General features: G+C 68.9%; 22 protein-coding genes and 1 pseudogene. 12 read left to right on the forward strand and 11 right to left on the reverse strand.

Going from position 1 to position 23101, the window contains the following annotated elements; all coding sequences use genetic code 11:
• Window positions 1–64 precede the first annotated feature (64 nt).
• The 3 genes from ACQCSZ_RS08710 to ACQCSZ_RS08720 all read left to right on the forward strand — a co-directional run bounded on the left by ACQCSZ_RS08710 (window position 65) and on the right by ACQCSZ_RS08720 (window position 3128).
• Complete coding sequence (locus tag ACQCSZ_RS08710; RefSeq protein ID WP_427007615.1) at window positions 65–847, forward strand: M50 family metallopeptidase; 783 nt, start codon at window positions 65–67, stop codon at window positions 845–847.
• Window positions 848–856: 9 nt separating this feature from the next.
• Window positions 857–1936: a glutathione S-transferase family protein gene (locus tag ACQCSZ_RS08715; protein ID WP_427007616.1), complete on the forward strand. Its 1080-nt coding sequence runs from the start codon at window positions 857–859 to the stop codon at window positions 1934–1936.
• Window positions 1937–2009: 73 nt separating this feature from the next.
• Entirely contained in the window at window positions 2010–3128 is a 1119-nt protein-coding gene (locus ACQCSZ_RS08720; protein WP_427007617.1) for an FUSC family protein, read from the forward strand.
• 57 nt (window positions 3129–3185) lie between these two features.
• Here the strand turns inward: ACQCSZ_RS08720 and ACQCSZ_RS08725 are convergent, their stop codons facing one another.
• Genes ACQCSZ_RS08725 through ACQCSZ_RS08735 form a run of 3 tightly spaced genes read right to left on the reverse strand, consistent with a single transcriptional unit; the run spans window position 3186 to window position 6862 of the window.
• Window positions 3186–4097, reverse strand: a complete 912-nt coding sequence (locus ACQCSZ_RS08725; RefSeq protein ID WP_427007618.1) for a MaoC family dehydratase — start codon at window positions 4095–4097, stop codon at window positions 3186–3188.
• Window positions 4094–5434, reverse strand: coding sequence for a 3-oxoacyl-ACP reductase (locus ACQCSZ_RS08730; RefSeq protein WP_427007619.1), 1341 nt, complete (start codon window positions 5432–5434; stop codon window positions 4094–4096). The genes ACQCSZ_RS08725 and ACQCSZ_RS08730 overlap by 4 nt, the downstream gene beginning before the upstream one ends.
• A gap of 9 nt (window positions 5435–5443) precedes the next feature.
• The gene (locus ACQCSZ_RS08735) at window positions 5444–6862 is read right to left on the reverse strand and encodes an acetyl-CoA C-acetyltransferase (RefSeq protein ID WP_427007620.1); all 1419 of its coding nucleotides are present in this window, start codon (window positions 6860–6862) and stop codon (window positions 5444–5446) included.
• Between the two features lie 62 nt (window positions 6863–6924).
• Here ACQCSZ_RS08735 and ACQCSZ_RS08740 point away from each other — a divergent pair, with 62 nt between their 5' ends.
• Both ACQCSZ_RS08740 and ACQCSZ_RS08745 read left to right on the forward strand, forming a co-directional pair.
• A complete protein-coding gene (locus ACQCSZ_RS08740; protein ID WP_427007621.1) occupies window positions 6925–7680 on the forward strand; it encodes a TetR/AcrR family transcriptional regulator in 756 nt (251 codons plus the stop codon).
• A complete protein-coding gene (locus ACQCSZ_RS08745) occupies window positions 7677–9821 on the forward strand; it encodes an acyl-CoA dehydrogenase (RefSeq protein ID WP_427007622.1) in 2145 nt (714 codons plus the stop codon). Before ACQCSZ_RS08740 ends, ACQCSZ_RS08745 begins: the two co-directional genes overlap by 4 nt.
• A 4-nt stretch (window positions 9822–9825) precedes the next feature.
• On the opposite strand, the gene glgA is transcribed toward ACQCSZ_RS08745, so the two are convergent.
• Entirely contained in the window at window positions 9826–11034 is a 1209-nt protein-coding gene (gene glgA, locus ACQCSZ_RS08750; RefSeq protein WP_427007623.1) for a glycogen synthase, read from the reverse strand.
• Between the two features lie 103 nt (window positions 11035–11137).
• On the opposite strand from glgA, the gene glgC reads away from it, so the two are divergent.
• The 4 genes from glgC (at window position 11138) to ACQCSZ_RS08770 (ending at window position 15467) form a co-directional block, all read left to right on the forward strand.
• Complete coding sequence (gene glgC, locus ACQCSZ_RS08755) at window positions 11138–12550, forward strand: glucose-1-phosphate adenylyltransferase (protein WP_427007624.1); 1413 nt, start codon at window positions 11138–11140, stop codon at window positions 12548–12550.
• Window positions 12551–12616: 66 nt separating this feature from the next.
• Window positions 12617–14095 (forward strand): SDR family NAD(P)-dependent oxidoreductase, encoded by a 1479-nt coding sequence (locus ACQCSZ_RS08760; protein ID WP_427007625.1) that lies wholly within the window; start codon window positions 12617–12619, stop codon window positions 14093–14095.
• Window positions 14096–14139: 44 nt separating this feature from the next.
• Window positions 14140–14610, forward strand: coding sequence for a pyridoxamine 5'-phosphate oxidase family protein (locus ACQCSZ_RS08765; RefSeq protein WP_427007626.1), 471 nt, complete (start codon window positions 14140–14142; stop codon window positions 14608–14610).
• A gap of 122 nt (window positions 14611–14732) precedes the next feature.
• Entirely contained in the window at window positions 14733–15467 is a 735-nt protein-coding gene (locus tag ACQCSZ_RS08770; protein WP_427007627.1) for a response regulator, read from the forward strand.
• A gap of 70 nt (window positions 15468–15537) precedes the next feature.
• On the opposite strand, the gene ACQCSZ_RS08775 is transcribed toward ACQCSZ_RS08770, so the two are convergent.
• The 3 genes and pseudogenes from ACQCSZ_RS08775 to ACQCSZ_RS08785 all read right to left on the reverse strand — a co-directional run bounded on the left by ACQCSZ_RS08775 (window position 15538) and on the right by ACQCSZ_RS08785 (window position 18441).
• A complete protein-coding gene (locus ACQCSZ_RS08775; protein WP_427008289.1) occupies window positions 15538–17235 on the reverse strand; it encodes a GAF domain-containing protein in 1698 nt (565 codons plus the stop codon).
• Window positions 17236–17864: 629 nt separating this feature from the next.
• Window positions 17865–18118 (reverse strand): annotated as a pseudogene (locus ACQCSZ_RS08780) (IS110 family transposase); the annotation flags it as partial.
• Window positions 18119–18294: 176 nt separating this feature from the next.
• Window positions 18295–18441: a hypothetical protein gene (locus tag ACQCSZ_RS08785; RefSeq protein ID WP_427007628.1), complete on the reverse strand. Its 147-nt coding sequence runs from the start codon at window positions 18439–18441 to the stop codon at window positions 18295–18297.
• Window positions 18442–18760: 319 nt separating this feature from the next.
• On the opposite strand from ACQCSZ_RS08785, the gene ACQCSZ_RS08790 reads away from it, so the two are divergent.
• Together ACQCSZ_RS08790 and ACQCSZ_RS08795 are read left to right on the forward strand one after the other, a co-directional pair.
• Complete coding sequence (locus ACQCSZ_RS08790; protein ID WP_427007629.1) at window positions 18761–18943, forward strand: ester cyclase; 183 nt, start codon at window positions 18761–18763, stop codon at window positions 18941–18943.
• Window positions 18940–19425, forward strand: coding sequence for a hypothetical protein (locus ACQCSZ_RS08795; protein WP_427007630.1), 486 nt, complete (start codon window positions 18940–18942; stop codon window positions 19423–19425). The genes ACQCSZ_RS08790 and ACQCSZ_RS08795 overlap by 4 nt, the downstream gene beginning before the upstream one ends.
• Before the next feature lie 206 nt (window positions 19426–19631).
• Here the strand turns inward: ACQCSZ_RS08795 and ACQCSZ_RS08800 are convergent, their stop codons facing one another.
• Together ACQCSZ_RS08800 and ACQCSZ_RS08805 are read right to left on the reverse strand one after the other, a co-directional pair.
• Window positions 19632–19808 carry a hypothetical protein gene (locus ACQCSZ_RS08800; RefSeq protein ID WP_427007631.1) on the reverse strand — a complete coding sequence of 59 codons (177 nt, stop codon included), beginning with the start codon at window positions 19806–19808 and terminating at the stop codon, window positions 19632–19634.
• Window positions 19805–20317: an HAD family hydrolase gene (locus ACQCSZ_RS08805; protein WP_427007632.1), complete on the reverse strand. Its 513-nt coding sequence runs from the start codon at window positions 20315–20317 to the stop codon at window positions 19805–19807. The genes ACQCSZ_RS08800 and ACQCSZ_RS08805 overlap by 4 nt, the downstream gene beginning before the upstream one ends.
• 405 nt (window positions 20318–20722) lie before the next feature.
• On the opposite strand from ACQCSZ_RS08805, the gene ACQCSZ_RS08810 reads away from it, so the two are divergent.
• Window positions 20723–21214: a pyridoxamine 5'-phosphate oxidase family protein gene (locus ACQCSZ_RS08810; RefSeq protein WP_427007633.1), complete on the forward strand. Its 492-nt coding sequence runs from the start codon at window positions 20723–20725 to the stop codon at window positions 21212–21214.
• A gap of 79 nt (window positions 21215–21293) precedes the next feature.
• Here the strand turns inward: ACQCSZ_RS08810 and ACQCSZ_RS08815 are convergent, their stop codons facing one another.
• On the reverse strand, window positions 21294–22145 hold the full coding sequence (locus ACQCSZ_RS08815; protein WP_427007634.1) for a transglutaminase family protein: 852 nt from the start codon (window positions 22143–22145) through the stop codon (window positions 21294–21296).
• Window positions 22142–23068, reverse strand: coding sequence for an alpha-E domain-containing protein (locus tag ACQCSZ_RS08820; protein WP_427007635.1), 927 nt, complete (start codon window positions 23066–23068; stop codon window positions 22142–22144). The genes ACQCSZ_RS08815 and ACQCSZ_RS08820 overlap by 4 nt, the downstream gene beginning before the upstream one ends.
• Between the last annotated feature and the right edge of the window lie 33 nt (window positions 23069–23101).

A 23101-nucleotide genomic window follows, 5' to 3' on the forward strand; every position in this document is an offset into this window, starting at 1 on the left:
GCGAGCGGAAACCCGCCCTCCTTCCCGCCCTCCGGCACGCAAACGGGAACGCATGAGCCCGCCGATGGCGACCGGCGCTGCGCCGGACAACCTTGCCGCGGCCTGGTGGGACCGGATCGTTGCCGGGTTCACCCAGTCGCCCATCCCCCACGTCACGGCCACGGAACTGGCCGTGGTGGTCCTCCTCGCCGTCGCGGTGTCCCTCCCCCGCGCCACCTGGCGGTACTTCGGGCTGCTCGCCACTGTCACGCACGAGCTCGGCCATGCCTTCGCCGCCCTCATGACGGGCCAGCGGCTGGGCGGGATCCGGCTGAGCCTGGACCACTCCGGCACCACCACCACCTACAGCCGGGGCCACCTGCGCGCCGTCTGGTCCACGTTCTGGGGCTATCCGGTGCCGGCCGTCGTCGGCGCCACGATGGTCTGGTGCGGCTTCAACGGCTGGGGACCCGCCGCGATGTCGGCCGGGACCCTGGTGCTGCTGGCATCGTTCCTGTTCCTGCGAAACGGCATCGGCCTGCTGATCACCGCCGCCGCGGTGCTGGCCGCCGTGCTGCTGGTGCTGTTCGTCCCGCCGGAATTCAACGGGCACGTGATGATCGTGCTGGGCCTGGCCCTCCTGGTCGCCGCCGTCCGGGACCTGGGCAAGCTGCTCACCGTGCACTTGCGGCGCAGGGACCAGCTGCCGACGTCGGACGCCTACCTGCTGTACCGCGCGACGCGGGTGCCCGCGGCGGTCTGGATCCTGCTGTTTGCCGCCGTGGTGGCGGCCTCGTGGTGGTTCGCCTGGCAGCCGATGGCGCAGGTCCTCGGAACACTTCCCAGTCATGGTCCACTCCCGGCATAGGCTGGGACCATGAGCCAGACATCCACCAGCACAGACCACACTGATGATCCCGGATACTCCACCAAGGGCGCCTATGTCACGGGCGGGGAGGAATTCACCCGGGACACCCATTACATCGAGGACCGGATCACCCGGGACGGCGCCCCGGGCCGCAACGGCGAACCCGGCTGGCCGGTGGAACCGGGCCGCTACCGGCTGGTCGCCGCCCGCGCCTGCCCCTGGGCCAACCGGACTGTGATCGTGCGGCGGCTGCTGGGCCTGGAGGACGTGATCTCCCTCGGCCAGCCCGGCCCCACCCACGACGCCCGCTCCTGGACCTTTGACCTCGATCCCGGCGGCAAGGATCCCGTCCTGGGCATCGAAAGGATCCAGGACGCCTACTTCCGCCGCTTCCCGGACTATCCGCGCGGGATCACGGTGCCGGCCGTGGTTGATGTCCCCACCGGCAGGGTGGTCACCAACAACTTCCCGCAGATCACCCTGGACTTCTCCACGGAGTGGACCGCCTACCACCGGCCCGGCGCCCCGGACCTCTACCCGGAGCACCTGCGGGAAGAGATCGACGCCGTCAACAAGCGGGTCTTCACCGAGGTCAACAACGGCGTCTACCGCTGCGGCTTCGCCGGCTCCCAGGCGGCCTACGACGCCGCCTATGACCGGCTCTGGACCGCCCTGGACTGGCTGGAGGAACGGCTCGCCGCCCGGCGCTACCTCGTGGGCGACACGATCACCGAGGCCGATGTCCGGCTGTTCACCACGCTCGCCCGCTTTGACGCCGTCTACCACGGGCACTTCAAGTGCAACCGGCAGAAGCTCAGCGGGATGCCGGTGCTGTGGGCCTACGCCCGCGACCTGTTCCAGACCCCGGGGTTCGGCGACACGATCGACTTCGTCCAGATCAAGCAGCACTACTACATCGTCCACGAGGACATCAATCCCACCGGAATCGTCCCGAAGGGGCCAGAGCTGGGCAACTGGCTGACCGCCCACGGCCGGGAAGCGCTCGGCGGCCGGCCGTTCGGCGACGGAACACCGCCCGGACCGGTCCGGGCCGGCGAGGAGGTCGCCCCGGGGCACGGGGCGGCCTGACCGGAAGGTCAAATCCGGACGGCGGGGTTCCTCCACTTGTGGCAGCAATATACCGCACCTAGGGTGGGCCGGGATGAGCAGCGATAAAGAGGCAACCGGCAGACACCCGTCACCGGTCCAAAAACTCTGGCGGATCGTTGTGGGCAGCGTGTCCCCGTCGCTTGTCTGGCCCCGGCTGCAGCTGGCCGTGAAGGCGGCGCTCGCCGCAGGCATCGCCTTTTACATTGCCCCCTTCATGCCCGGATCCGCGGCCGACTACCCCTACTACGCCCCGCTCGGCGCCCTGGTAGCCATGTACGAGAACGTTTCCGGCTCCATGCGCCAGGGAGCGCAGACGCTCGTGGGCCTGGCGATCGGAATCGGCCTGGCCTTCATGCTCTTCAGCCTGGGGAACCCGAGCCCGGTGACGGTCGCAATCGTCATGGGGCTCGGTGTCATCCTCGCGGGCCTGCCCGGGATCGGCTCCGGCAGCGACTGGATTCCGACGGCGGCGCTCCTGGTCCTGCTGGTCGGCGGCCACAACCCGGACGAGTTCTCCTTCGGCTACCTGGTCCAGATGGGCGCCGGTGTCACCGTGGGCATAGTGGTCAATCTTCTGGTCTTCCCGCCGCTGCACTTCAAAGCCGCGGCCCTCAGCATCGCCGGGCTGCGCCTGGCGCTCGCCCGGCAACTGGAGGACATGGGCAAGGCACTGAAAGAGAACTGGCCGCCCGAGCACGAGGACTGGTCCCGCCGGTCGGATGCGCTCGCAGCTTCGGCCCGCTCGGTGCGGCTGGCCGTGGAAAAAGCGGACGCCAGCCGGCGGGCAAATCCCCGGCGGCGGCTCCACCCACGGGACGTGGACCTGGACTACCGCAACCTCCGGGACCTCGAGCGGATCACCTTCCACATCCAGGATGTGACCCAGGTGCTCTCGGACGTCATCTGGGCCACGGACACGCCCTTCGTCATACCGGACGAGGACACGGCGCCCCTCGCCGACGCCATGGCAGCCGTGGGGGACATTCTTCGGTCCATCGAGGAGGCTGCCCCGGAACAGGCGGAGCTGACCGCGGCCGCGGATGCCGCCCTCACGGATCTCACCGCCCGCATTGCCGCCCGCGAGGTTGCCACCGCCTCCGCCAGCGCGGCCGAGTCCGTCCTGCTGAGCCTGCACCGCATGCTGCGGGTGATCAAATCCGCCCACGCGTGAACCGGCGGCGGCGGCCGGGAAGCCCGCCGCCGCCGTCGTCCGCGCCGGATCCCGGCGCTAAAGTGCCGCCACCGATCCGCTGAAGTGCTTGCGTCCCGAGCGCGCGTTCCAGGCGACATAGTCCGAGCGCCGCCACCCGCCGTCGTTGTCCTGCACGGTGCTGATGTCCAGGGCCACATGAGCGGGCAGGAACACCGGCGCCTCGAAGGCCACGTCCCAGCTGAACGAGTCCCCCTTCACCGCGCCCACGTCCGCGAGCGCCCTGGACGCAAGGTACATCCCGTGCGCGACGGACCGGCGCAGGCCCAGCGCCTTGGCCGTCAGGACGCTCAGGTGGATGGGGTTGAAGTCGCCGGACACGGCGGCATAGGCCCGCCCCGTGTCGACGCCCAGCTGCCAGAGCGCCGTCGGATCCGGAGCGGAGAAGGCAGCCGGCACCGTGGGCGCTGTGGGCTTGTCGATCCCCGGCAGGAACACGCCCTTGGACAGGTACGTCGACACACCGCGCCAGCGCAGGGCGTCCTGCCCGGCCGCGCGGACCTCGGCCACCACATCGAACGCGGTCCCCGCCCGGTGCCCGCGCAGCTTTTCCACCCGCGCCCGGAGATCCAGGGCCTCGGTGAATCGGAGCGGGGCGTACTGCAGGACGCTGTTGCCCAGGTGGATCATGCCCGGCAGGGGCAGCGGGAAGTCATCCCGGTTCATCACGCTCATGGCCAGCGGAAAGGCCAGCGCGTGGAGGAACCCGGCCGGCAGGACGTCGCTCGCCGTCTCGCCGACCAGGTGCTGGTAGGCCGTGAGATTGGTCACCTCGGCCTTCACGCCGCGGACCTCGTGGCTGCACTCCGGGAGTGCGGTGCCCGTATGGGTGCCGAGGACCCGGCGCCGCGCGGCGGTGGCGGCCGCGTTGACGTACAGCTTTGCGAGGGACGGCATCTCGCCCAGGATGACGGGCTGGGACCCGGTCATGCTCCGACCAGGTTCTGCCCGCAGACGCGCAGCACCTCGCCGGAGATGCCGCCCGCGGCGTCGCTGGCCAGGAAGGCGACCGCCTCGGCGACATCTCCCGGCTCCCCGCCCTGCCGCAGCGAGTTGAGCCGGCGGGCGACTTCCCGGGTGGCGAACGGCATCCGCGCCGTCATCGCGGTCTCGATGAAGCCCGGAGCGACGGCGTTGATCGAGCCGCCGTACGCCGCGAGCAGGGGTGCCGTGGCCCGGACCATGCCGATGACACCGGCCTTGGACGCGGCGTAGTTGGCCTGTCCGCGGTTGCCGGCGATGCCGCTCGTGGACGCCACGGACACGATCCGCGGCGAGTTCCGGAAGTGCACCGAGGCCAGCAGCGACGCGTTGATGCGCAGCTGGGCGGCAAGGTTCACGGCGATGACGGCGTTCCACCGGTCCTGGTCCATGTTGGCGAGCAGCTTGTCCCGGGTGATGCCGGCGTTGTGGACCACGATGTCCAGGCGTCCGTGGCGTTCCATGGCGTGCCCGATGATCCGCTGCCCGGCGTCCTCGCGGCTGATGTCCAGCTGCAGCGCCGTTCCATGCACCTCGTTGGCCACCTTTGCCAGGTCCCCGCCGGCTGCCGGGACGTCGACGACGACCAGCGTCGCGCCGTCACGGTACAGGGTGCGGGCAATCGCGGCGCCGATCCCGCGCGCCGCTCCGGTCACGACGGCGACCTTCCCCGCCAGGGGCTTCCCGGCGTCGTCCGGCAGCTGCCCCAGTCCGGAGGTGACGGTCAGGAACTGCCCGTCAACGAACGCGGAACGGCCCGACAGGAAGAACCGCAGCGCCCCCAGCGTGCCGGGGCTGGTGGTGACGGCAGCGGCGGTGAGCAGGATGCCGTTGCCCGTGGCGCCGGCGCGGAGTTCCTTGGCCAGGGACCGCAGCAGCCCGTCCACCCCCTGCCGGGCCGCGGCAACCGCCGGATCCGGGGCGCCGGCAGCGGACCGGGAGATCGTGACCACGCGGGCGTTCGGTGCCAGGTCACGCAGCGAGGCCGCGGCGCCAAGGACCGGCTTTTCCAGGTCCTCCGGGTGTGCGAGTTCGTCCAGGACCAGGATGATCGCGCCGAGCCTTTCCTTGGGAACGGCGTGCCGCCGGACGTCCAGGTGCCAGGACAGCAGGACGGAGGCCAGTTCGTCGGCCCCGGCGCCGGACCCCTGGACCAGCACCGGACCCTCGACGAGGGGCCGGCCCGGCGCGTGCCGCCGGAGGACCACCGGCTGCGGCAGTCCGAGCTTCCGTGCGATGTCCCTGCCGGCGCCCCGGCTTACGAATTGGGTGTATTTGTCCGTCATCCGTTCCCCCTAGCGTGCTTCAAGGACAGCGACGACGCCCTGGCCCCCGGCTGCGCAGACCGAGACCAGCCCGCGGGCCGGACGCCCGCCCGCCCGGCCCTTCGCGTGCAGCATCTTCGCCAGCGAGGCCACGATCCGTCCGCCGGTGGCGGCGAAGGGGTGGCCGGCGGCGAGCGAGGATCCGTTGACGTTGAGCCTGGACCGGTCGATGCTGCCGAAGGCGCCCGCCAGGCCGAGGCGGGTGCGGCCGAATTCCTCGTCCTCCCACGCGGCCAGGGTGCTCAGCACGGTGCCGGCGAAGGCCTCGTGGATCTCGAAGAAATCGATATCCGCCAGGGTGAGTCCGTTGCGGGCGAGCAGCCGGGGCACGGCGAAGGCCGGTGCCATCAGGAGGCCGTCCTTGCCGTGGACGAAGTCCACGGCGGCGGCTTCGCCGTCGAGCACCGTGGCGAGCTTGGGCAGGCCGTGGGCGTCGGCCCATTCCTCGGAGGCGAGCAGCACCGTCGAGGCGCCGTCGGTCAGCGGGGTGGAGTTGCCTGCCGTCATGGTCGCCTGGGCGCCGAGGTTCCTGCCGAAGACGGGCTTGAGCGTGGCCAGCTTCTCGATGCTCGTGTCCGCACGGAGGTTGGCGTCCTTGGCCAGGCCGCGGTAGGGGGTGATCAGGTCATCGAAGAAGCCGGCGTCATAGGCGGCGGCGAGGTTCCGGTGGCTGTTGAGGGCCAGCTCGTCCTGGGCCTCACGGGTGATCTTCCACTGCGTCGTGGTGAGCGCCTGGTGTTCGCCCATGGACAGGCCGGTCCGCGGCTCGCCGGTGTTCGGGGCGTCCGGGGCCAGGTCCTTGGGCCGGAGCCGGCTGAGGATCCGGAGCCGCTGGGGCAGCGTCTTGGCGCGGTTCAGGTCCAGCAGCACCTCGCGGAGGCCCTCGCTGACGGCGATGGGGGCGTCCGAGGCGGAGTCGACCCCGCCGGCGATGGCCGAATCGATCTGGCCCAGTTTGATTTTGTTGGCGAGCCCGAGCACGGCTTCCAGGCCGGTGGCGCAGGCCTGCTGCAGGTCATACGCCGGGGTTTCGGCGGCGAGCGCGGAGCCGAGCACCACTTCGCGGGTCAGGTTGAAGTCGCGCGAGTGCTTGAGCACGGCGCCTGCCGCGACCTCGCCGATGCGCTCGTCCTGCAGCCCGAAGCGGGCGATGAGACCCTCGAGGGCCGCACCGAGCATGTCCTGGTTGGAGGACCTGGTGTAGGCGCCCCCGGTCCGGGCGAACGGAATCCGGTTGCCGCCCACCACCACGGCTTTGCGGAGCACCGGTGCCGGTCCTGCGGACTGCCCGGCGGACTCCACTGTGCCCTGTGCCGGGGACGGCGCATCTGCCGCGGCGGCCGGGGCCGATTCCTGTGGCCCGGATGCGGATTCTCCGTTGACGGACATGGCTGTCTCCTTCTGAACAAAGCGGGTTATCGATACCCAGCGTAGCTGATACGCTCGGTATCGTGAACAATCCACCCACCGGCCCCTCCGGTTCCCTCGCGTCCCCTGCCGGCGCGCCGGGCGGCGGCGCCGTCGACGGCCGCGACTCCCGCTGGCAGGCCCATCGTGCGGAGCGGCGGCGGGAACTCATCAAGGCCGCCCGCAAGGCTGTGCATGCGCTCGGCAGTGACGCGTCCATGGAGGACATCGCCGCCGCGGCCGGAACCTCCAAGTCCGTGTTTTACCGCTACTTCGGCGACAAGGCCGGGCTCCAGCAGGCGGTGGGGGAAGTGGTGCTGAACCAGATGCAACGCCGCATCCAGGAGGCAGCCCAGGCGGCCCAGACCCCCCGCGAGGGACTGTTCGCCATGGTGTCCGCGTACCTGCAGATGGCCGGGACCAGCCCGAACGTCTACACCTTCGTCACGCGCTACTCCGGCGAGCCCGACGGCGCCGGCGGCACCACGGCCGGCACCGGCGGCACCACGGCCGGGGCCCTCGGGCACTTTTTTGCGGCCATCAGCGACATGATTGCCCGCCCCATGCGCAGCTACCTCGGCGCCGGTCCCGGCAAGGAGGCGGTGATCGGCTATTGGCCCAACGCCGCGATCGGGCTGGTCCGGAACGCGGGCGAACAGTGGCTCGCCAGCCCGGCCTCGGCGGACAAGCCCGACCAGGCAGCGATGGCCCGCCAGATCACCGACTGGCTCTGCTTCGGGATTGCCCCCGAGCTCAGGAACGCGCCCCTACTGTCCGAACCAACGAAGGAAACGACATGACTGAACTAGCGGACCGCGCCGCGGGCCAGACCAGGACGACAGCAGCCGCGGCCTCCGCAGCGGCGCAGGCCCCGTCCGCCGCACCCGCAGGTGCGGTACATCCCGCCGTCGACGTGGCCGCGCTCGGCGAGCAGCTGCTGGGCCGGTGGGCAGACATCCGCCGGCACGCCCGGGCCCTGGCCGCCCGCCCGGAACTGCACAAGATCGAGGGACTGACCCACACGGAGCACCGCACCCGCACCTTCGGCCAGCTCAAGGTCCTGGTGGAGAACGACGCCGTCCACCGCGCCTTCCCGGCCTCCGTCGGGGGCTCGGACGATCACGGCGGCAACGTGGCCGGTTTCCAGGAGCTGGTCATCGCGGACCCCTCGCTGCAGATCAAGGCGGGCGTCCAGTGGGGCCTGTTCGGCTCGGCCGTGAACCACCTCGGCACCGGGGAACACCACACCAGGTGGCTGCCGGGCATCATGAGCCTGGACATTCCGGGCTGCTTCGCCATGACGGAGACCGGACACGGCTCGGACGTGGCCAGCATTGCCACGACCGCCACCTATGACCCGGCCGCCGGCGAATTCGTCGTGCACACCCCCTACCGCGCCGCGTGGAAGGACTACATCGGCAACGCCGCCGCCGACGGCCTCGCCGCCGTCGTCTTCGCCCAGCTCGTCACCCGGGGCGTCAACCACGGTGTCCATGCCTTCTACGTGGACCTGCGCGACCCGGAAACCAGGGAATTCCTGCCCGGCATCGGCGGCGAGGACGACGGCGTCAAGGGCGGGCTGAACGGCATCGACAACGGCCGGCTGCACTTCACCAACGTCCGGATCCCCCGCACGAACCTGCTCAACCGCTACGGCGACGTGGCCGCCGACGGGACCTACAGCTCCCCCATCGCCAGCCCGGGCCGCCGATTCTTCACGATGCTGGGCACCCTCGTCCAGGGCCGGGTATCCCTCGACGGCGCCGCCGTGACGGCGTCGAAGCTGGCCCTGAAGACCGCCATCCAGTACGCCACCGAGCGGCGGCAGTTCAGCGCCTCCTCCCGGACCGAGGAAGAGGTGCTGCTGGACTACCAGCGCCACCAGCGCCGGCTGTTCACCCGGCTGGCCACCACCTACGCGGCAAGCTTCGCCAGCGAGCAGCTGCTGCAGAAGTTCGACGACGTCTTCTCCGGCCGGCACGACACCGACGCGGACCGGCAGGACCTCGAGACCCTGGCCGCGGCCCTCAAGCCGCTCAGCACCTGGCACGCGCTGGACACGCTGCAGGAATGCCGCGAGGCCTGCGGCGGCGCCGGCTTCCTGATCGAGAACCGCTTCGCCTCGCTGCGCGCCGACCTCGACGTCTACGCCACCTTCGAAGGCGACAACACGGTCCTGCTGCAGCTCGTCGCCAAGCGCCTGCTGGCCGATTACGCCAAGGAATTCCGCAACGTCAACTTCGGCGTGCTGGCCCGCTACGTGGTCGGCCAGGCCACCGGGGCGGCCATCCACCGCACGGGACTCCGCGGCGTCGCGCAGTTCGTGGCCGACTCCGGGTCGGCGCAGAAGGCCGCCCTCGCCATCCGTGACGAAGCAAGCCAGCGCGCCCTGCTGACCGACCGTGTCCAGACCATGGTCGCCGAGGTCGGCTCAGCCCTCAAGGGCGCCGGCAGGCTGCCGCGGGAACAGGGCGCCGCCCTGTTCAACAGCCACCAGAACGAACTCATCGAAGCCGCACAGGCGCACGCCGAGCTGCTGCAGTGGGAGGCCTTCACCGAGGCCCTCGGAAAGGTCGCCGACCCGGGCACCAGGGTGGTCCTGACCTGGCTGCGCGACCTGTTCGGGCTGTCCCTGATCGAGAAGAACCTGTCCTGGTACCTCATGAACGGCCGGCTTTCCATGCAGCGCGGACGCACCGTGGGCCGGTACATCAACCGGCTCCTGGCCAAGATCCGGCCGCACGCCCTCGATCTGGTGGATGCCTTCGGCTACGGGCCGGAACATCTCCGGGCCGAAATCGCCACCGGCGCCGAAAAGGCCCGCCAGGACGAGGCCCGGGACTACGTCCGCGCCCAGCGCGCGGGCGGGCAGGCCCCCGTGGAGGAGAAGAACCTGCCTGCCCGCACCGCGCCTCGCGGTCAGGAAACGCCCCGGGGCTGAGGCGTCAGGAAACGCCCGGAGGCAGGACGGAGCGGTAGACCTCTAGGGTGGTTTCCGTGATGGATTCCCAGGAGAAGTGCTCCTCGGCCCGCCGCCGGCCGGCCTGGCCCATGGCGCGCGCCCGGGCGGGATCGGACACCACCTCGGTCAGGGCGGCGGCGAACTCGGTGACGAACTTCTCCGGATCCAGCGGCGTGCCGGTCCCGTCGGTGACCTGCTCGATCTGCACCAGCAGCCCGGTCTCTCCGTGCTGGACGACTTCCGGGATCCCGCCGGTGGCGCTGGCCACGACGGCGGCGCCGCAGGCCATCGCCTCGAGGTTCACGATGCCGAGCGGCTCGTAGATGGACGGGCAGGCGAACGCGGTCGCGTGGCTGAGCACCTGGACGAGTTCGTCGCGCGGCAGCATCCGCTCGACCACGACGACGCCGCTGCGCTGGCCCTGCAGCTGCTCGATCAACCGTGACGTCTCCGCCGCCAGCTCCGGGGTGTCCGCGGCGCCAAGGCAGAGCACCAGCTGCACGTCCGCCGGCAGCTTGGCGGCGGCACGCAGCAGGTAGGGGACGCCCTTCTGGCGGGTGTTGCGGCCGACGAAGACGACGCTGGGCCGCTCCGGATCGATCCCGAGGGCACGGACGGCGTCCTCGCCCTCGTCCCGGTTCCAGAGGCTCACGTCAATGCCGTTGTGGACCACCTTGACCTTGGCCGGGTCAACCTCCGGGTAGCTGCGCAGGATGTCCTGGCGCATGCCTTCGGAGACGGCGATGATGGCCGCGGCGGCCTCGTACGCGGTCTTTTCAACCCAGGAGGATACGGCGTAGCCGCCTCCGAGCTGCTCGGCCTTCCACGGACGCAGCGGCTCCAGGCTGTGGGCGCTGAGCACATGGGGAATCCCGTGCAGCAGTGATGCGAGGTGCCCGGCCATGTTCGCGTACCAGGTGTGCGAATGCACAAGGTCCGCACCGGCAATGTCCGGGACGATCCGCAAATCCACCCCCAGGGTCTGGACGGCGGCGTTCGCCCCGCCCAGATCCCCGGGCACCGCGTAGGACGTGACCGTCGCTCCGTGGTACCCGGGTTCACGGGGCGCGCCGAAGGCACGCACCTGCAGATCCACGTGCTGGGCCAGCACCCTGCTCAGTTCGGCCACATGGACCCCGGCGCCGCCATAGATTTCAGGCGGGAATTCTTTCGTCACTATGTCTATACGCACAAACCCCAAGGTAGTCGTTACGGTGGAACTGATCTAGTGTGAAGACGTTCGGGCGTGCCGGACTGTTTGGGGAGCTACAAAGGCGTTTCAGGAGCGATCACTTATGCCGCATCAAAAAAAGGTTCTGGCCATTGTCCTCGCAGGCGGGGAGGGAAACCGGCTGATGCCGTTGACGGCGGACCGGGCCAAGCCCGGCGTGCCGTTTGCCGGAAGTTACCGGCTCATAGACTTTGCGTTGTCCAACCTGGTCAATTCCCGGTACCTGCAGATCGTGGTCCTGACGCAGTACAAGTCGCACAGCCTGGACCGACATATCTCCGAAACCTGGCGGATGTCCACGCAGCTGGGCAACTACGTGGCCTCGGTCCCGGCACAGCAGCGCGTGGGCAAGAGCTGGTTCCTCGGCAGCGCCAACGCCATCTACCAGTCCCTGAACCTCATCCACGACGCCAACCCGGACATCGTCGTCGTCGTCGGCGCGGACCACGTCTACCGGATGGACTTCGCACAGATGGTTCAGCAGCACGTGGCCAGCGGCGCCAAGGCGACGGTCGCCGCCGTGCGCCAGCCCCTGCACATGGCCGACCAGTTCGGCGTGATCGAGGTGGACCAGGACGATCCGCAGAAGATCGCTGCGTTCGTGGAGAAGCCTTCCTCGACCCCCGGGCTGGCCGCGGACCCGACCCAGTTCCTGGCGTCCATGGGCAACTACGTGTTCGACGCCGATGCGCTGGTCGAGGCGCTGCACGTCGACGCCGAACGGCTGGACACCAAGCACGACATGGGCGGGGACATCATTCCCTACTTCGTCGGCCAGGGCGAGGCCGGCGTCTACGACTTCACCCTGAACGAGATCCCCGGTTCCACCGAGCGGGACCGCACCTACTGGCGCGACGTCGGCACCATCGATTCCTTCTACGACGCCCACATGGACCTCATCTCCCCCGTGCCGGTATTCAACCTGTACAACTCGGAGTGGCCCATCTACACGCGGCAGAGCATCTCGCCGCCGGCCAAATTCGTCCGCGGGAAGGGGAACACCGTGGGTACGGCACTGGATTCGATCGTGGCCAGCGGCGTCGTGGTTTCCGGCGGCATCGTCGAAGGCTCCGTTCTCTCCAACGACGTGTACATCGGCACGTCCAGCCGGGTGCTCGATTCGGTCCTGATGGACAAGGTCAACGTCGGCGAGGGCGCCGTCATCAAGCGCGCCATCATCGACAAGAACGTGAAGATCCCTGCCGGCGCGGCCATCGGCCTGGACCCTGAACTGGACCGGGCCCGCGGCTTCAAGGTCACCGAGTCCGGCATCACCGTCCTGGCCAAGGGCCAGGCAGTGCCTGAGCCCGGCGATGCGGAGCGTGCCCTCTCGGCGGCCAACCTGCACCTCGTGCCGGATGCCGTCAGGGCGGCCACGGAGAACTGGCCCGAGCTGCGGGAGCCCGCGGAGCGGGCCGTCAGGGCCCACGCGGCCGCGGTGGGCGTTGAAGCTCCGGCGGAGCGCCCCACGGCCTGACAGGCATCGGGAGGACAGGGAGCCCGGCGTCGGACCGGGCTCCCTGCAGGCTGTAAAATTGGGGCAATGAGCTCCCCCGATCTGCCTTCCGACCTGATCCCTGCTGGATTGACCGCAGCGGACATCCAGGCCTGCCTCAAGGTCCTGGACAGCATCCACGCATACGACGAGGAACACCCGGACTACGTCTCGGTGCGCCGCGCCACGGGAAAAATGTTCAAGGCCGTGAAGCGGCACCGGCGGGTCAGCAAGAGGGACCTGATCGCCGAAGCTGACCGTGCCGTGATCTCACAGACCGCGACGGCGGCCCCGGACCGGATCGACGACGAGACCCGCGGCAACAAGCTCGCGCCCTCCGCCACAGGAGAGATTGCCGGACACCTGATCAAGTCCCGGCCCTGCTACGTCTGCAAGCAGCACTTCACCCAGGTGGACGCCTTCTACCACCAGCTCTGCCCCGAGTGCGCGGCCTTCAGCCACAGCAAGCGGGACGCCCGCACGGACCTGACCGGACGCCGGGCACTCCTGACCGGCGGCCGGGCGAAGATCGGCATGTACATCGCGCTCCGGCTCCTCCGCGACGGCGCCCACACCACCATCACCACCCGCTTCCCCAAGGACGCCGCCCGGCGCTTCGCCGCCATGGAGGACAGCGGCGAGTGGCTGCACCGGCTGCGGATCGTGGGCATCGACCTGCGCGACCCGTCCCAGGTCATGGCCCTGACGGACTCGTTGGATGCCGCCGGGCCGCTGGACATCATCATCAACAACGCCGCCCAGACCGTCCGCCGCTCCGGCAACGCCTACAAGCCCCTCGTCGACGCCGAGGACGAGCCCCTGCCCGCGGCGCTCCAGGCGGCCAACGGCGGCCCTGAGCTCGTCACCTTCGGCCACGCCCACGACAAGCACCCGCTGGCCCTGGCCAGCACGGTCCTGGAACACCCCGTCCTCGCCGGGGACACCGTCAGTGCGCTCGCCCTGTCCACCGGCTCCGCCTCGCTGGAGCGCATCGCCGCCGGCACCGCCATCGACGCCGGCGGCCTGGTTCCGGACCTTGCCACCATCAACAGCTGGACGCAGGTGGTGGACGAGGTGGACCCGCTCGAGATGCTGGAGGTCCAGCTGTGCAACGTGACCGCGCCGTTCCTGCTGGTCAGCCGGCTGCGGGGGGCCATGAAGCGTTCCACCGCCAGGCGCAAGTACATCGTGAACGTGAGCGCCATGGAGGGCCAGTTCTCCCGGGCCTACAAGGGCCCCGGGCACCCGCACACCAACATGGCCAAGGCCGCGCTGAACATGATGACCCGGACCAGCGCGCAGGAGATGCTGGACGCCGACGGGATCCTGATGACCGCCGTCGACACCGGCTGGATCACCGACGAACGCCCGCACTACACCAAGGTCCGCCTGATGGAGGAAGGCTTCCACGCGCCGCTGGACCTCGTCGACGGTGCCGCCCGGGTCTACGACCCGATCGTCATGGGCGAGGCCGGCGAGGACCAGTACGGCGTCTTCCTCAAGGACTACAGGCCCAGCCCCTGGTAAGTACCGCGCTGCGTCACCCTCCGGCAGGGGTAGTGTAGGTCCACATGACTACAGAGACGACGCCTCCGGCGGATGACCGGCTGTCCATCGACGAATGCTGGGAGCTGCTGGACCGGGAAGTCGTCGGCCGGCTTGCGCTCATCGTGGACGGCCATCCGGAAATATTCCCCGTCAATTTCGTGCTGGAGCGCCGTTCGATCGTGTTCCGCACCGCGGGCGGCACCAAGCTGTGGGGTGCGATGACGTCCAAACCCGCCGCCTTCGAAATCGACGGCTATGACGCCCGCGAACAGCAGGCGTGGAGTGTGGTTGCCCGCGGCGAGGCCCAGCTCATGGAAAGCCAGGCGGAGAAGGAGGCGGCGGACGCCCGGCTCCTGGAGCCGTGGCAGCCGGGCGACAAGGACTTCTACGTGCGCCTGGCCCCGAAGGCATTGACCGGACGCCGTTTCACCGTCACCAGGCCGGATCTCTGGAACACGCGCCTGGCGGATCCGCGCCGGGCCTCCTTCGAATAAGGACTGAACAGCCGCGCCGGCCCGCGTCGGGTCCTAGGACCCTTGTACCGGACAGGGGTGTGCAGAAGAATGGCAGGGCAGCACACCATACGAGGCAGCGTCAGCGGCCGGACGGGAGAACCATGATTGCCTGGGCAGACGCAGGCCGCTCTGCACCCGACGGCATTCCGGCGCTCCTCCGCGTCTTCATTCTCGATGACCATGAACTCGTCCGGCGCGGGCTGCAGGAACTCCTCGAGGGCGAGGGCTTCGTGGTGGTGGGCAGCTCCGGATCCGCGGTGGAGGCGACCCGCCGGATCCCGGCCCTGCATCCGGATGTCTGCGTGCTGGACGCCCGGCTCCCGGACGGGACCGGGATCGAAGTCTGCCGGGACGTGCGCTCCGTGGATCCGCTGCTGAACTGCATCATTCTCACCAGCTTCGACGACGAACAGGCCCTGCGCGGCGCGGTGCTGGCCGGAGCCTGCGGCTACGTCCTGAAGGAGATCGGCGGCACGGACCTGATCGGCGCGCTCCGTCGCGCTGCGGCGGGAGAATCCCTGTTCGAGGAGGGCGTCGCTGCGGGCATCGTCGAGAGCCTGGTGGAAGCCGAAGAGGTGGATCCGCGTACCTCGTCGCTGACCCCCCAGGAACGCCGGGTGCTCGTGCTCGTGGGCGGGGGGCTCACCAACCGGCAGATTGCCGCCGAGATGTTCCTCGCCGAGAAAACCGTGAAGAACTATGTCTCGTCGCTGCTGGCCAAGCTCGGCTTCGAGCGGCGCACCCAGGCGGCGGTCTTCATCGCCAGCCCCGCGGCGCCGGTCCTGCCCGCCGCCAGCACAAGCGTCGAAAGCGGACGGCCGCACAGGGTCCGCTAAAAGTCCGTCCGCTAAAAATCCATCCGCTGGAAAGTCCGGCCGCTGGCAACTCCCCTGCAAGGTCGCGTCGCTAGAGCGGAACGGACCACTCGAGGCTGGTGCCGGCGTCGGGCTGGCTTGTGATGGTGCACTCGCCATCGAGCATCCGCGCCCGGTCCTCGAGGTTCGCCAGGCCGTTGCGCTTATCCGGCTCCGTGAAGCCGGAGCCGTTGTCCGTGATGACCACGCTGACGTGGCCCTTGATCACGGCCACCGAGACGGAGATGGAATCGGCGCCGGAATGCCGGATGGCGTTGCTGAGCCCCTCGGACACCACGGCCACCACGTTGTCGGCCTTGTCCGGAGTGACAGCGTCCACCGGGCCTGTGATGGTCAGCCGCGGCGTGAACGGCATGGATTTTGCGGAGCTGCGGGTCACGCGCCGGATCCGGCCGCTGAGCAGTTCGGTTTCGCCGCTGCTGCTCTTGAGCGAGTAGATGGTGTCCCGCAGGCTCCGGATCGCTTCGTCGAGCTCGCCCGTGATGAGGCGGATGCGCTCGAACGCCAGTTCGTCCCTGGTGAAGCGGGTCAGGCTCTGCACGCTCAGCCCGGCCGCGAACAGCCGCTGGATGACGAGGTCGTGCAGGTCCCGCGCGATCCGGTCCCGGTCCGTGAAGACGAGCAGCTCTTCGCGCAGCCTGTGCACCCGGGCCAGCTCCAGGGCGAGGGCCACATGGGAGCCGAACACGGCGCCCATTTCGATGTCGGTGCGGGCGTAGCGGACGGAGCCGTGGTCACGGACCAGCAGCAGGAGGCCGTGATGGGCTCCCTGGGTGCTCAGCGCCACCGCCAGGACCGGGCCGCTGCCGCCGTCGGGTCCCGAAAAAAGTACCGAAGCGTCCTCGAAGAGGACAGGCTCACCGCCGGCCAGGACGTCCTGGAGATCGGGCAGGTCCAGGACCAGGGACCTGCCCGAGAACAGCTTGCCGCGCTCGCCGGCGGCTCCCGCGACGATGTACCCGGGGCCCGTGACGGAGGGTGCAACGATCAGCGCCAGCGCGGACTCGGACTCCTGCAGCGCCCGGCCGGCGATCGGGTCCAGCCCGCCCGAGGTGTAGTCGCGGGCGCTGCTGAGCATCAGCCCGGAGACGTCCATGCAGGCTTCCAGCCACCGGGCGCGGCGCCGGGCGTCGTCATAGAGGCGGGCGTTTTCGATCGCGACGCCGGCCGCAGCCGCCAACGCCACCGCCAGGCCCTCGTCCTCATCGGTGAAATCGCGGCCATCATCCTTCTCCGTCAGGTACAGGATTCCAAAGACCACCTCCCGGACGCGGATGGGGACTCCGAGGAAGGACCGCATGGGCGGGTGGTGGGCGGGAAAGCCGTTGGCCTCCGGATGTTCGCGCAGGTCGCGCAGCCGCAGCGGCCGGGGATCCGTGATCAGCAGGCCCAGCACCCCGTGTCCGGTGGGCAACGGGCCGATCTCGCGTTCCAGCTCGCCGCCAATGCCGACGGTGATGAAGTGGCTCAGCGCGCGGTCATCGCCGATCACGCCCAGGGCGCCGTATCCTGCATGCACCAGACGGCAGGCGGACTGGACCACGCGTTCGAGGACGGCGTCCAGGCTCAGGTCTTCCGCCACCGCCACCACGGCTTCCAGCAGGGCGCCCATGCGCTCCTTGGACTGAAGCAGGGCCTCGGCCCGGGAGACAAACCCCAACAGGTCCCGGTCAGTGCCGGACTGCGGCCCGGTGGCGGGTAATTCCGGACTCTCATCCATTGAAATCATCTTCATGGCCCCAGTTCCTCACGACGTACATCCGCGCCGATGACGTGCTGCCACCATACCCCGGTCCCGCTGTCAGCACCCTGGAAGCCGGAGCTCCGTGCCATCCGGGCGCGGCCTGGGGCACTGGTACGAAAGTAAGGCGCGTCAGGCTGCGGCGGCCGGGGTGATGGTGACGTCGAAGCCGGGACAGACACCGGTCCAGGACGAGAGCCGGCCCGGTGTCTCGAGCCGGGCATGTCCGCACCGGTTTCGGCGATGGTCACGACGGCGACTTCGAACGGGAATGAGGTGAAAATAGGTGGGCTGTTCGTGGCAGTCTGTGGGGTGTTGCGTTTGCGGCCATATTCGTCAGATCGCCGGTTACTGAGCCCATGGTCGGAGATTGAGCCCGTCGAAACCACCGCGGATTAGGGCCTGGGCTCGCCACCGACGCCCTATTGCCGAATATGGCCGCTAAGAGGGACTCCATTGCGGCCATATTCGTCAGATCGCCGGCGACTGAGGCAGCCCGGGCGGTTGAAGTCGCTGAAACCGCAACGGATCCCGCCAGCCCTTAGATCGGTAGCCACGCGGCAGCCAGGCGGACGCCCGATTGACGAATATGGCCGCAATGAAGTCGTCATTGCGGCCTTCAGCGGTTGAAGGGTCACGTCGTAGCCGAGGGCTTCGAGTTGCCGGACGGCTTGGTCTTTGCTGCGCAGGTGTAGTAATCGGGCCCGGCATAGCATTCTCCGGTGCTGAGCATGTGCCAGATTGCGGTGAGCATTGAATGTTCCACGGCGACGAGGGCTTTCATCGGACTGTGGCGGGATCTGATGCGCCGGTATTTGGCTCCGAGGTAGGTCGTTTGGGAACGGGCGACCGCCAGGGCCGCGGTGCCCAGCGGACTACCGGGTCAGGGGAAGTCTGAGTCCCTGGGCGCCTGCCTACCCCTGATCCCGGCGATTCTTTTGTGGGTGTCGGTGTTATGAGCTGGCGGCGCTGGTATTGATGTCGCCGTTGACGCCCTTGGGGAAGAACCCGCCTTCGCCCACTGCCTTGGGGTCAGGTAAGCGATATTCAGAACCTGTCCGGCGCTGCGGCTGAAGGCGATGCCGTTCCGTCCGTGGGGACGAGGTTGGCAGTGTCTTTGGTGCCGATGCCCTGGTCGAGGTCGGTGGATCCGCCGAGGCTGTCCCGGGCATCGGAGATGGCCTTGGCGGGCATCTGCAGATCCCCGCGTTCGGTTCCTTTCCCGGCACGTACGAACTCGTCTGGTTCTTCGACAAAAACCTCACCGCCCTCGCCAAAGCAGCCGCGGCGCTCCTGACAGCCGCGGCGCTGACAATCCCCGGGCGAACCCGCAGCGACCTGCCCGGCTACACGTCCACCCGTGCCGCCGGGCCCATCGGCTTGGAGTCCCGGACTCCGGCAGGCCCGGCCGAACCCGCTCCCCTTGCTCCCGGGCAGACCAGCGCGCACGATTACAGATGACAATTAGGACCGTTGCGCACGGACCGGCCTGACAACCACAATCGGAGGATTCATGACCAGGGACGCCAATTTCCACGCCCAGGGACCGCTGCTGGGCCAACCGCCCACCGGCCGGAGCTCCACAATCCGGGGTATGCAGATCGGACGCTTCGAAGACGGCAAACTCGTCGAACGCTGGGGCAGCAGCGACCAGCTGGGCATGCTCACCCAACTCGGACTGGCCCCGCAGCCATGAGAATCGTCCGCGCACTGGCCACCGGGGCCGCAGCCGGCGCCGCCGGGACCACAGCACTGAACACCCTCACCTACCTGGATATGGTCTGGCGGGCCCGCCCCGCCAGCAGCACCCCCGAGGCCACCGTGGAAAAACTGGCCGACGTCTCCGGCGTGATGATCCCCGGCAATGAGGAAGAACGCACGAACCGGATAGCCGGCCTCGGCCCGTTGACAGGACTTGTCGTCGGCGCCGGCGTCGGCGCGGTCCTCGCGCTTGCCCGGGAGGCCGGATACCGGCCCGGACTCCTCGGTTCCGCCCTGACCGCGGCGGCCGGCGCACTGATTGGCAGCAACGGCCCCATGACCGTCCTCGGCATCACAGACCCCCGCACCTGGTCGCCTGCAGACTGGGCCAGCGACATCATCCCGCACCTGGCCTACGGCATCGTGACAGGCGCCACGCTGCACGCTCTCGATCCGGGCGCTTCCCGCCGCCTCTGACCGGGCGCGGACGAACAACACTTCGGCTCCCCCATGTCCGCCAGGGGCGGCGAGGCTGATGACGGCGGCGCAGTCCTCTTCCACTGCCCGCCAGGGACGCGCCGTGATGTCGGCTCCACCGGGCCGGCGGGGCCGTCCACGAGTGGGCCGGCCCATGCTCCAAAGTCCCGGGCCAGCACCGTCTACAATGGCGTATTGCGCGCGGATTACGGCATGGACATCCGCGCCAGAACCACGGCAAGGTCGCCGAGGGACTCCACGGTGTGGTCCGGTCCCGTGAAGTGGGTCGGGTAGGCACCCCCGGCCCGGTTGATCCACGCGGTGGCAAGGCCGGCTCGTGCGGCGCCGTGAATGTCCCACGGGTGGACCGCGACCAGCATCATCTGCCCCGGTTCCACCCCGCAGGCGGCGGCCGCGTACTCGTAGGATGCCGGGCGGGTTTCCAGGCCGGAGCGTCTTCGACCGAGAGCAGGAGGTCGAACGCGTCACGGATCCCGGCCGGGGTGAACAGGGTTTCAGCAACCGTGGTGGACCCGTTGGTAAGGGTAATCAGCCGGTATCCGGCATTTTCGAGTGCCCGGACGCCCTCGGGTACGTCCGGGTGCAGCCCGAGTCCGGCCATGCCGGCCATGACGTGGTCCACCGCCTCGTCCAGGCCCCGATCCAGGGCCACCCCGCCGAGGAGCCCGCGCAGGACCTCGGCCCCGATGTCGGCGAACCGGCCGTTGTCTCCGGCCGCGGTGAGCGCGAACCCGTCCCTCAGCAGCATGGCGAACCACAGCGTGGCCAGCGGCGGAGCGGCACCGACTTCGGCGAACCGTGCCCCCATGGGAGACATGTCGGAGAGCGTTCCATTAACGTCGAACACAATGACGGACGGCGGCGTAGGCATAGCTTCCCCCTGCAGGTAGGTGTTCCCGGCTATTTGTCCTTTAACGTGACACGGTCGTTGCTACACCCAAAGTCCGGATGCCGCAACGACGGGGAGAAGCCAAGCCCGGTCGACTCAAGCCTCAACTGTGCGGTGGACGCGGGATGATGCGGCTACTGGCGCTGGAAGATGTTGAGAATGTTGCCCTCGCTTTCCGTGAACCAGGGGGCGCTCCCCACCGGGGTCCTCGTCCATGTCGTCCGAAGCTCGAGTCCAATCACGTCCCGATAAGGTCGGCCTGTTCCACCCGCCGTCGTGCCGCATTCATTCCACACGGCGGCAACACACTGGACACCGCCATGGTGCACAGACGCGTCATCCAGGTGCGCTGGCCCTGCGGAGCCGGAGCGGCGTAGGCTCGGTGCCATGAGCATTGATCCGAAGCACGGCGCACAAGACCAGCAGCCGCACGAGGTTGAAATCCTTGACCACCAGGAATGCTGGAGGCTGCTGCGCAGCGTCACGGTGGGCAGGCTGGCGGTCTGGGTTGACGATCATCCGGACATCTTCCCGGTCAACTACAAGGTGGACCACGGGACCCTCGTTTTCCGCACGGCAGAGGGCACCAAGCTGCAGGCCGCCACGGGCGATACGCCCGTCGCCGTGGAAGCGGACGGGGTGGACCCCGACGGCGGCGTCGCCTGGAGCGTCGTGGTCAAGGGCCAGGCCGCCGCGGTCCGGAACCAGCAGGAACTCCTGGACACCGTGGGCCTGCTGCTGTTCCCCTGGCAGGGGGGCAAGAAGGAGCACTTCGTCCGGATCACCCCCGACATTGTCACCGGCCGGCGCTTCAAGGTGGTGCCGCCCCTGACCTGGTGGACGCCGCTGGATGACGCCACCCGTTCCGGACTCGAATAAATCCCGAAGACCCCCAACTGGCTCGCAGTAGTTGTCGTTTTCAGCGTCCAAAACGGCAACAATTGCGAGTTAGTTGGGCTCAGGCGAGGCGGGTGATTTCCACGCTCACGCTGAGGGCGGAGCCGCCGCCGCCGGACAGGATGCCCTTGAGCGGCGGAACGTCGCGGTAGTCCCGGCCCCTCGCCACGGTGACATGGAAGTCGCCGGCGGGCTTGTGGTTCGTCGGGTCCCAGCTCCGCCATTCGCCGTCCCACCATTCCAGCCACGCGTGCGACTGCCCGGCCACCGTCTCGCCGAGTTCCGCCGTCGAGCGCGGGTGGAGGTAGCCGGAAACGTAGCGGGACGGGATGCCGCAGCTGCGCAGCGCGCCGATCGCCAGATGGGCCAGGTCCTGGCACACGCCCTGGCGCTGGCTCCAGGCCTGCTCGGCGTTGGTGGTGACGCCCGTGGAGCCCGGCATGTAGGTCATTTCGCCGCGCATCCAGTCAAAGACCGCCAGGGCGGCCTCATGCGGGTTCCGGTCCCCGACGACGCCCGGGATGATGCCCAGCACCTCGGCGCCCGGGCCTGTGAGCTGCGACTGGGGAATCCAGTCGCTGAACTGACTCAGGGTCTCCGGAGCAGCCAGCACGTCCCAGCCGACGATGTCCGCCTCGGCCGGGATCCTCTCGACCCGGTGCACCTCGACGGTGGTGGTGGACAGCACTTCAAGGTGCTCATGCGGCATCTGCATGTCGAAGGCCGTCACCCGGGTGTCCCAGAAGTCCCGGTAGCTGCTGACCGCCGCCTGCGCGGGCGAGACCTTCATGGACGATTCCAGCACTACCTGCTGGGGATCCGTCAGCGGCGTCATGCGGGCCTCGTTGTACGAGAGCGTCACGCGCTTGTTGTACTTGTACGCCGTCCTGTGGATGATGCTCAGCCGGGTCATGAAACTTCTCCCACCCAGGCGAGTTCGTCGGCCTGATTGAAGTACTTACGGGAAATGGCGTCCGAGGCCTGGGAAACGGCTTTCTGCACCCGTTCCATGTGCTCCGGCAGTTCCGACATCAGATCGTCGGTGCGGTGGAACTCCAGGAACGTCCGGGCCTGGCCGACGATCCGGCGGGCGTCGTTGATGAAGCCGACGCGCTGCGCCGACGGGTCCAGCTTGGCCAGGCATTCGTCGGCGTCGCGCAGGGCGTACACGATGGACCGCGGGAACAGCGGGTCCAGGAGCAGGAACTCGGCGGCGTGCTGGTCCCCGAAGGCGGCCCGCCGGGTGCGCAGGAAGGATTCGTACGCGCCGGCGCAACGGAGCATGTTCACCCAGGACATGCCCGCGGAGAGCACATCGCGGGTGGAGAGCATGCGCGCCGTCATGTCGGCCCTTTCCAGGGACCGGCCCAGGACCAGGAAGAGCCAGCTTTCGTCGTGGCTGACGGTGGTGTCTGCCAGCCCGCTGACCATGGCCGTGCGTTCCAGCACCCAGTTGCAGAAACGGTAGGTCCCCACCACGTCCTTCCGGTGCTGGTTCAGCCCGTAATAGGTGGTGTTCAGGCTCTCCCAGAGCCCGGAGGACACCGTTTCCCGGGCGCGCCGGGCGTTTTCCCGGGCGGCGCCGAGGGAACCGGCGATGGAGGTGGCGCTCCCCTTGTCATACGCCAGGGCGTTCAGCAGCTCGGGCAGGCCGAACTCCTCGCTTTGCGGGCGTGCGCCCATGACGGCGAGGAGCTCCTGGGCGACGCTGCGCTGCTCTTCCATGGGCAAATGGTTGAGCCGTTCCAGGTGGACGTCCAGGATGCGGGCGGTGCCGTCGGCACGTTCCACATAACGGCCGATCCAGAAAAGGGACTCGGCAATACGGCTAAGCATTCGCGGTTATCTCCTGCGCGTCCGAAGTCATTG

This window comes from Pseudarthrobacter sp. H2, assembly GCF_050157045.1.
Classification (GTDB): Bacteria; Actinomycetota; Actinomycetes; order Actinomycetales; family Micrococcaceae; genus Arthrobacter.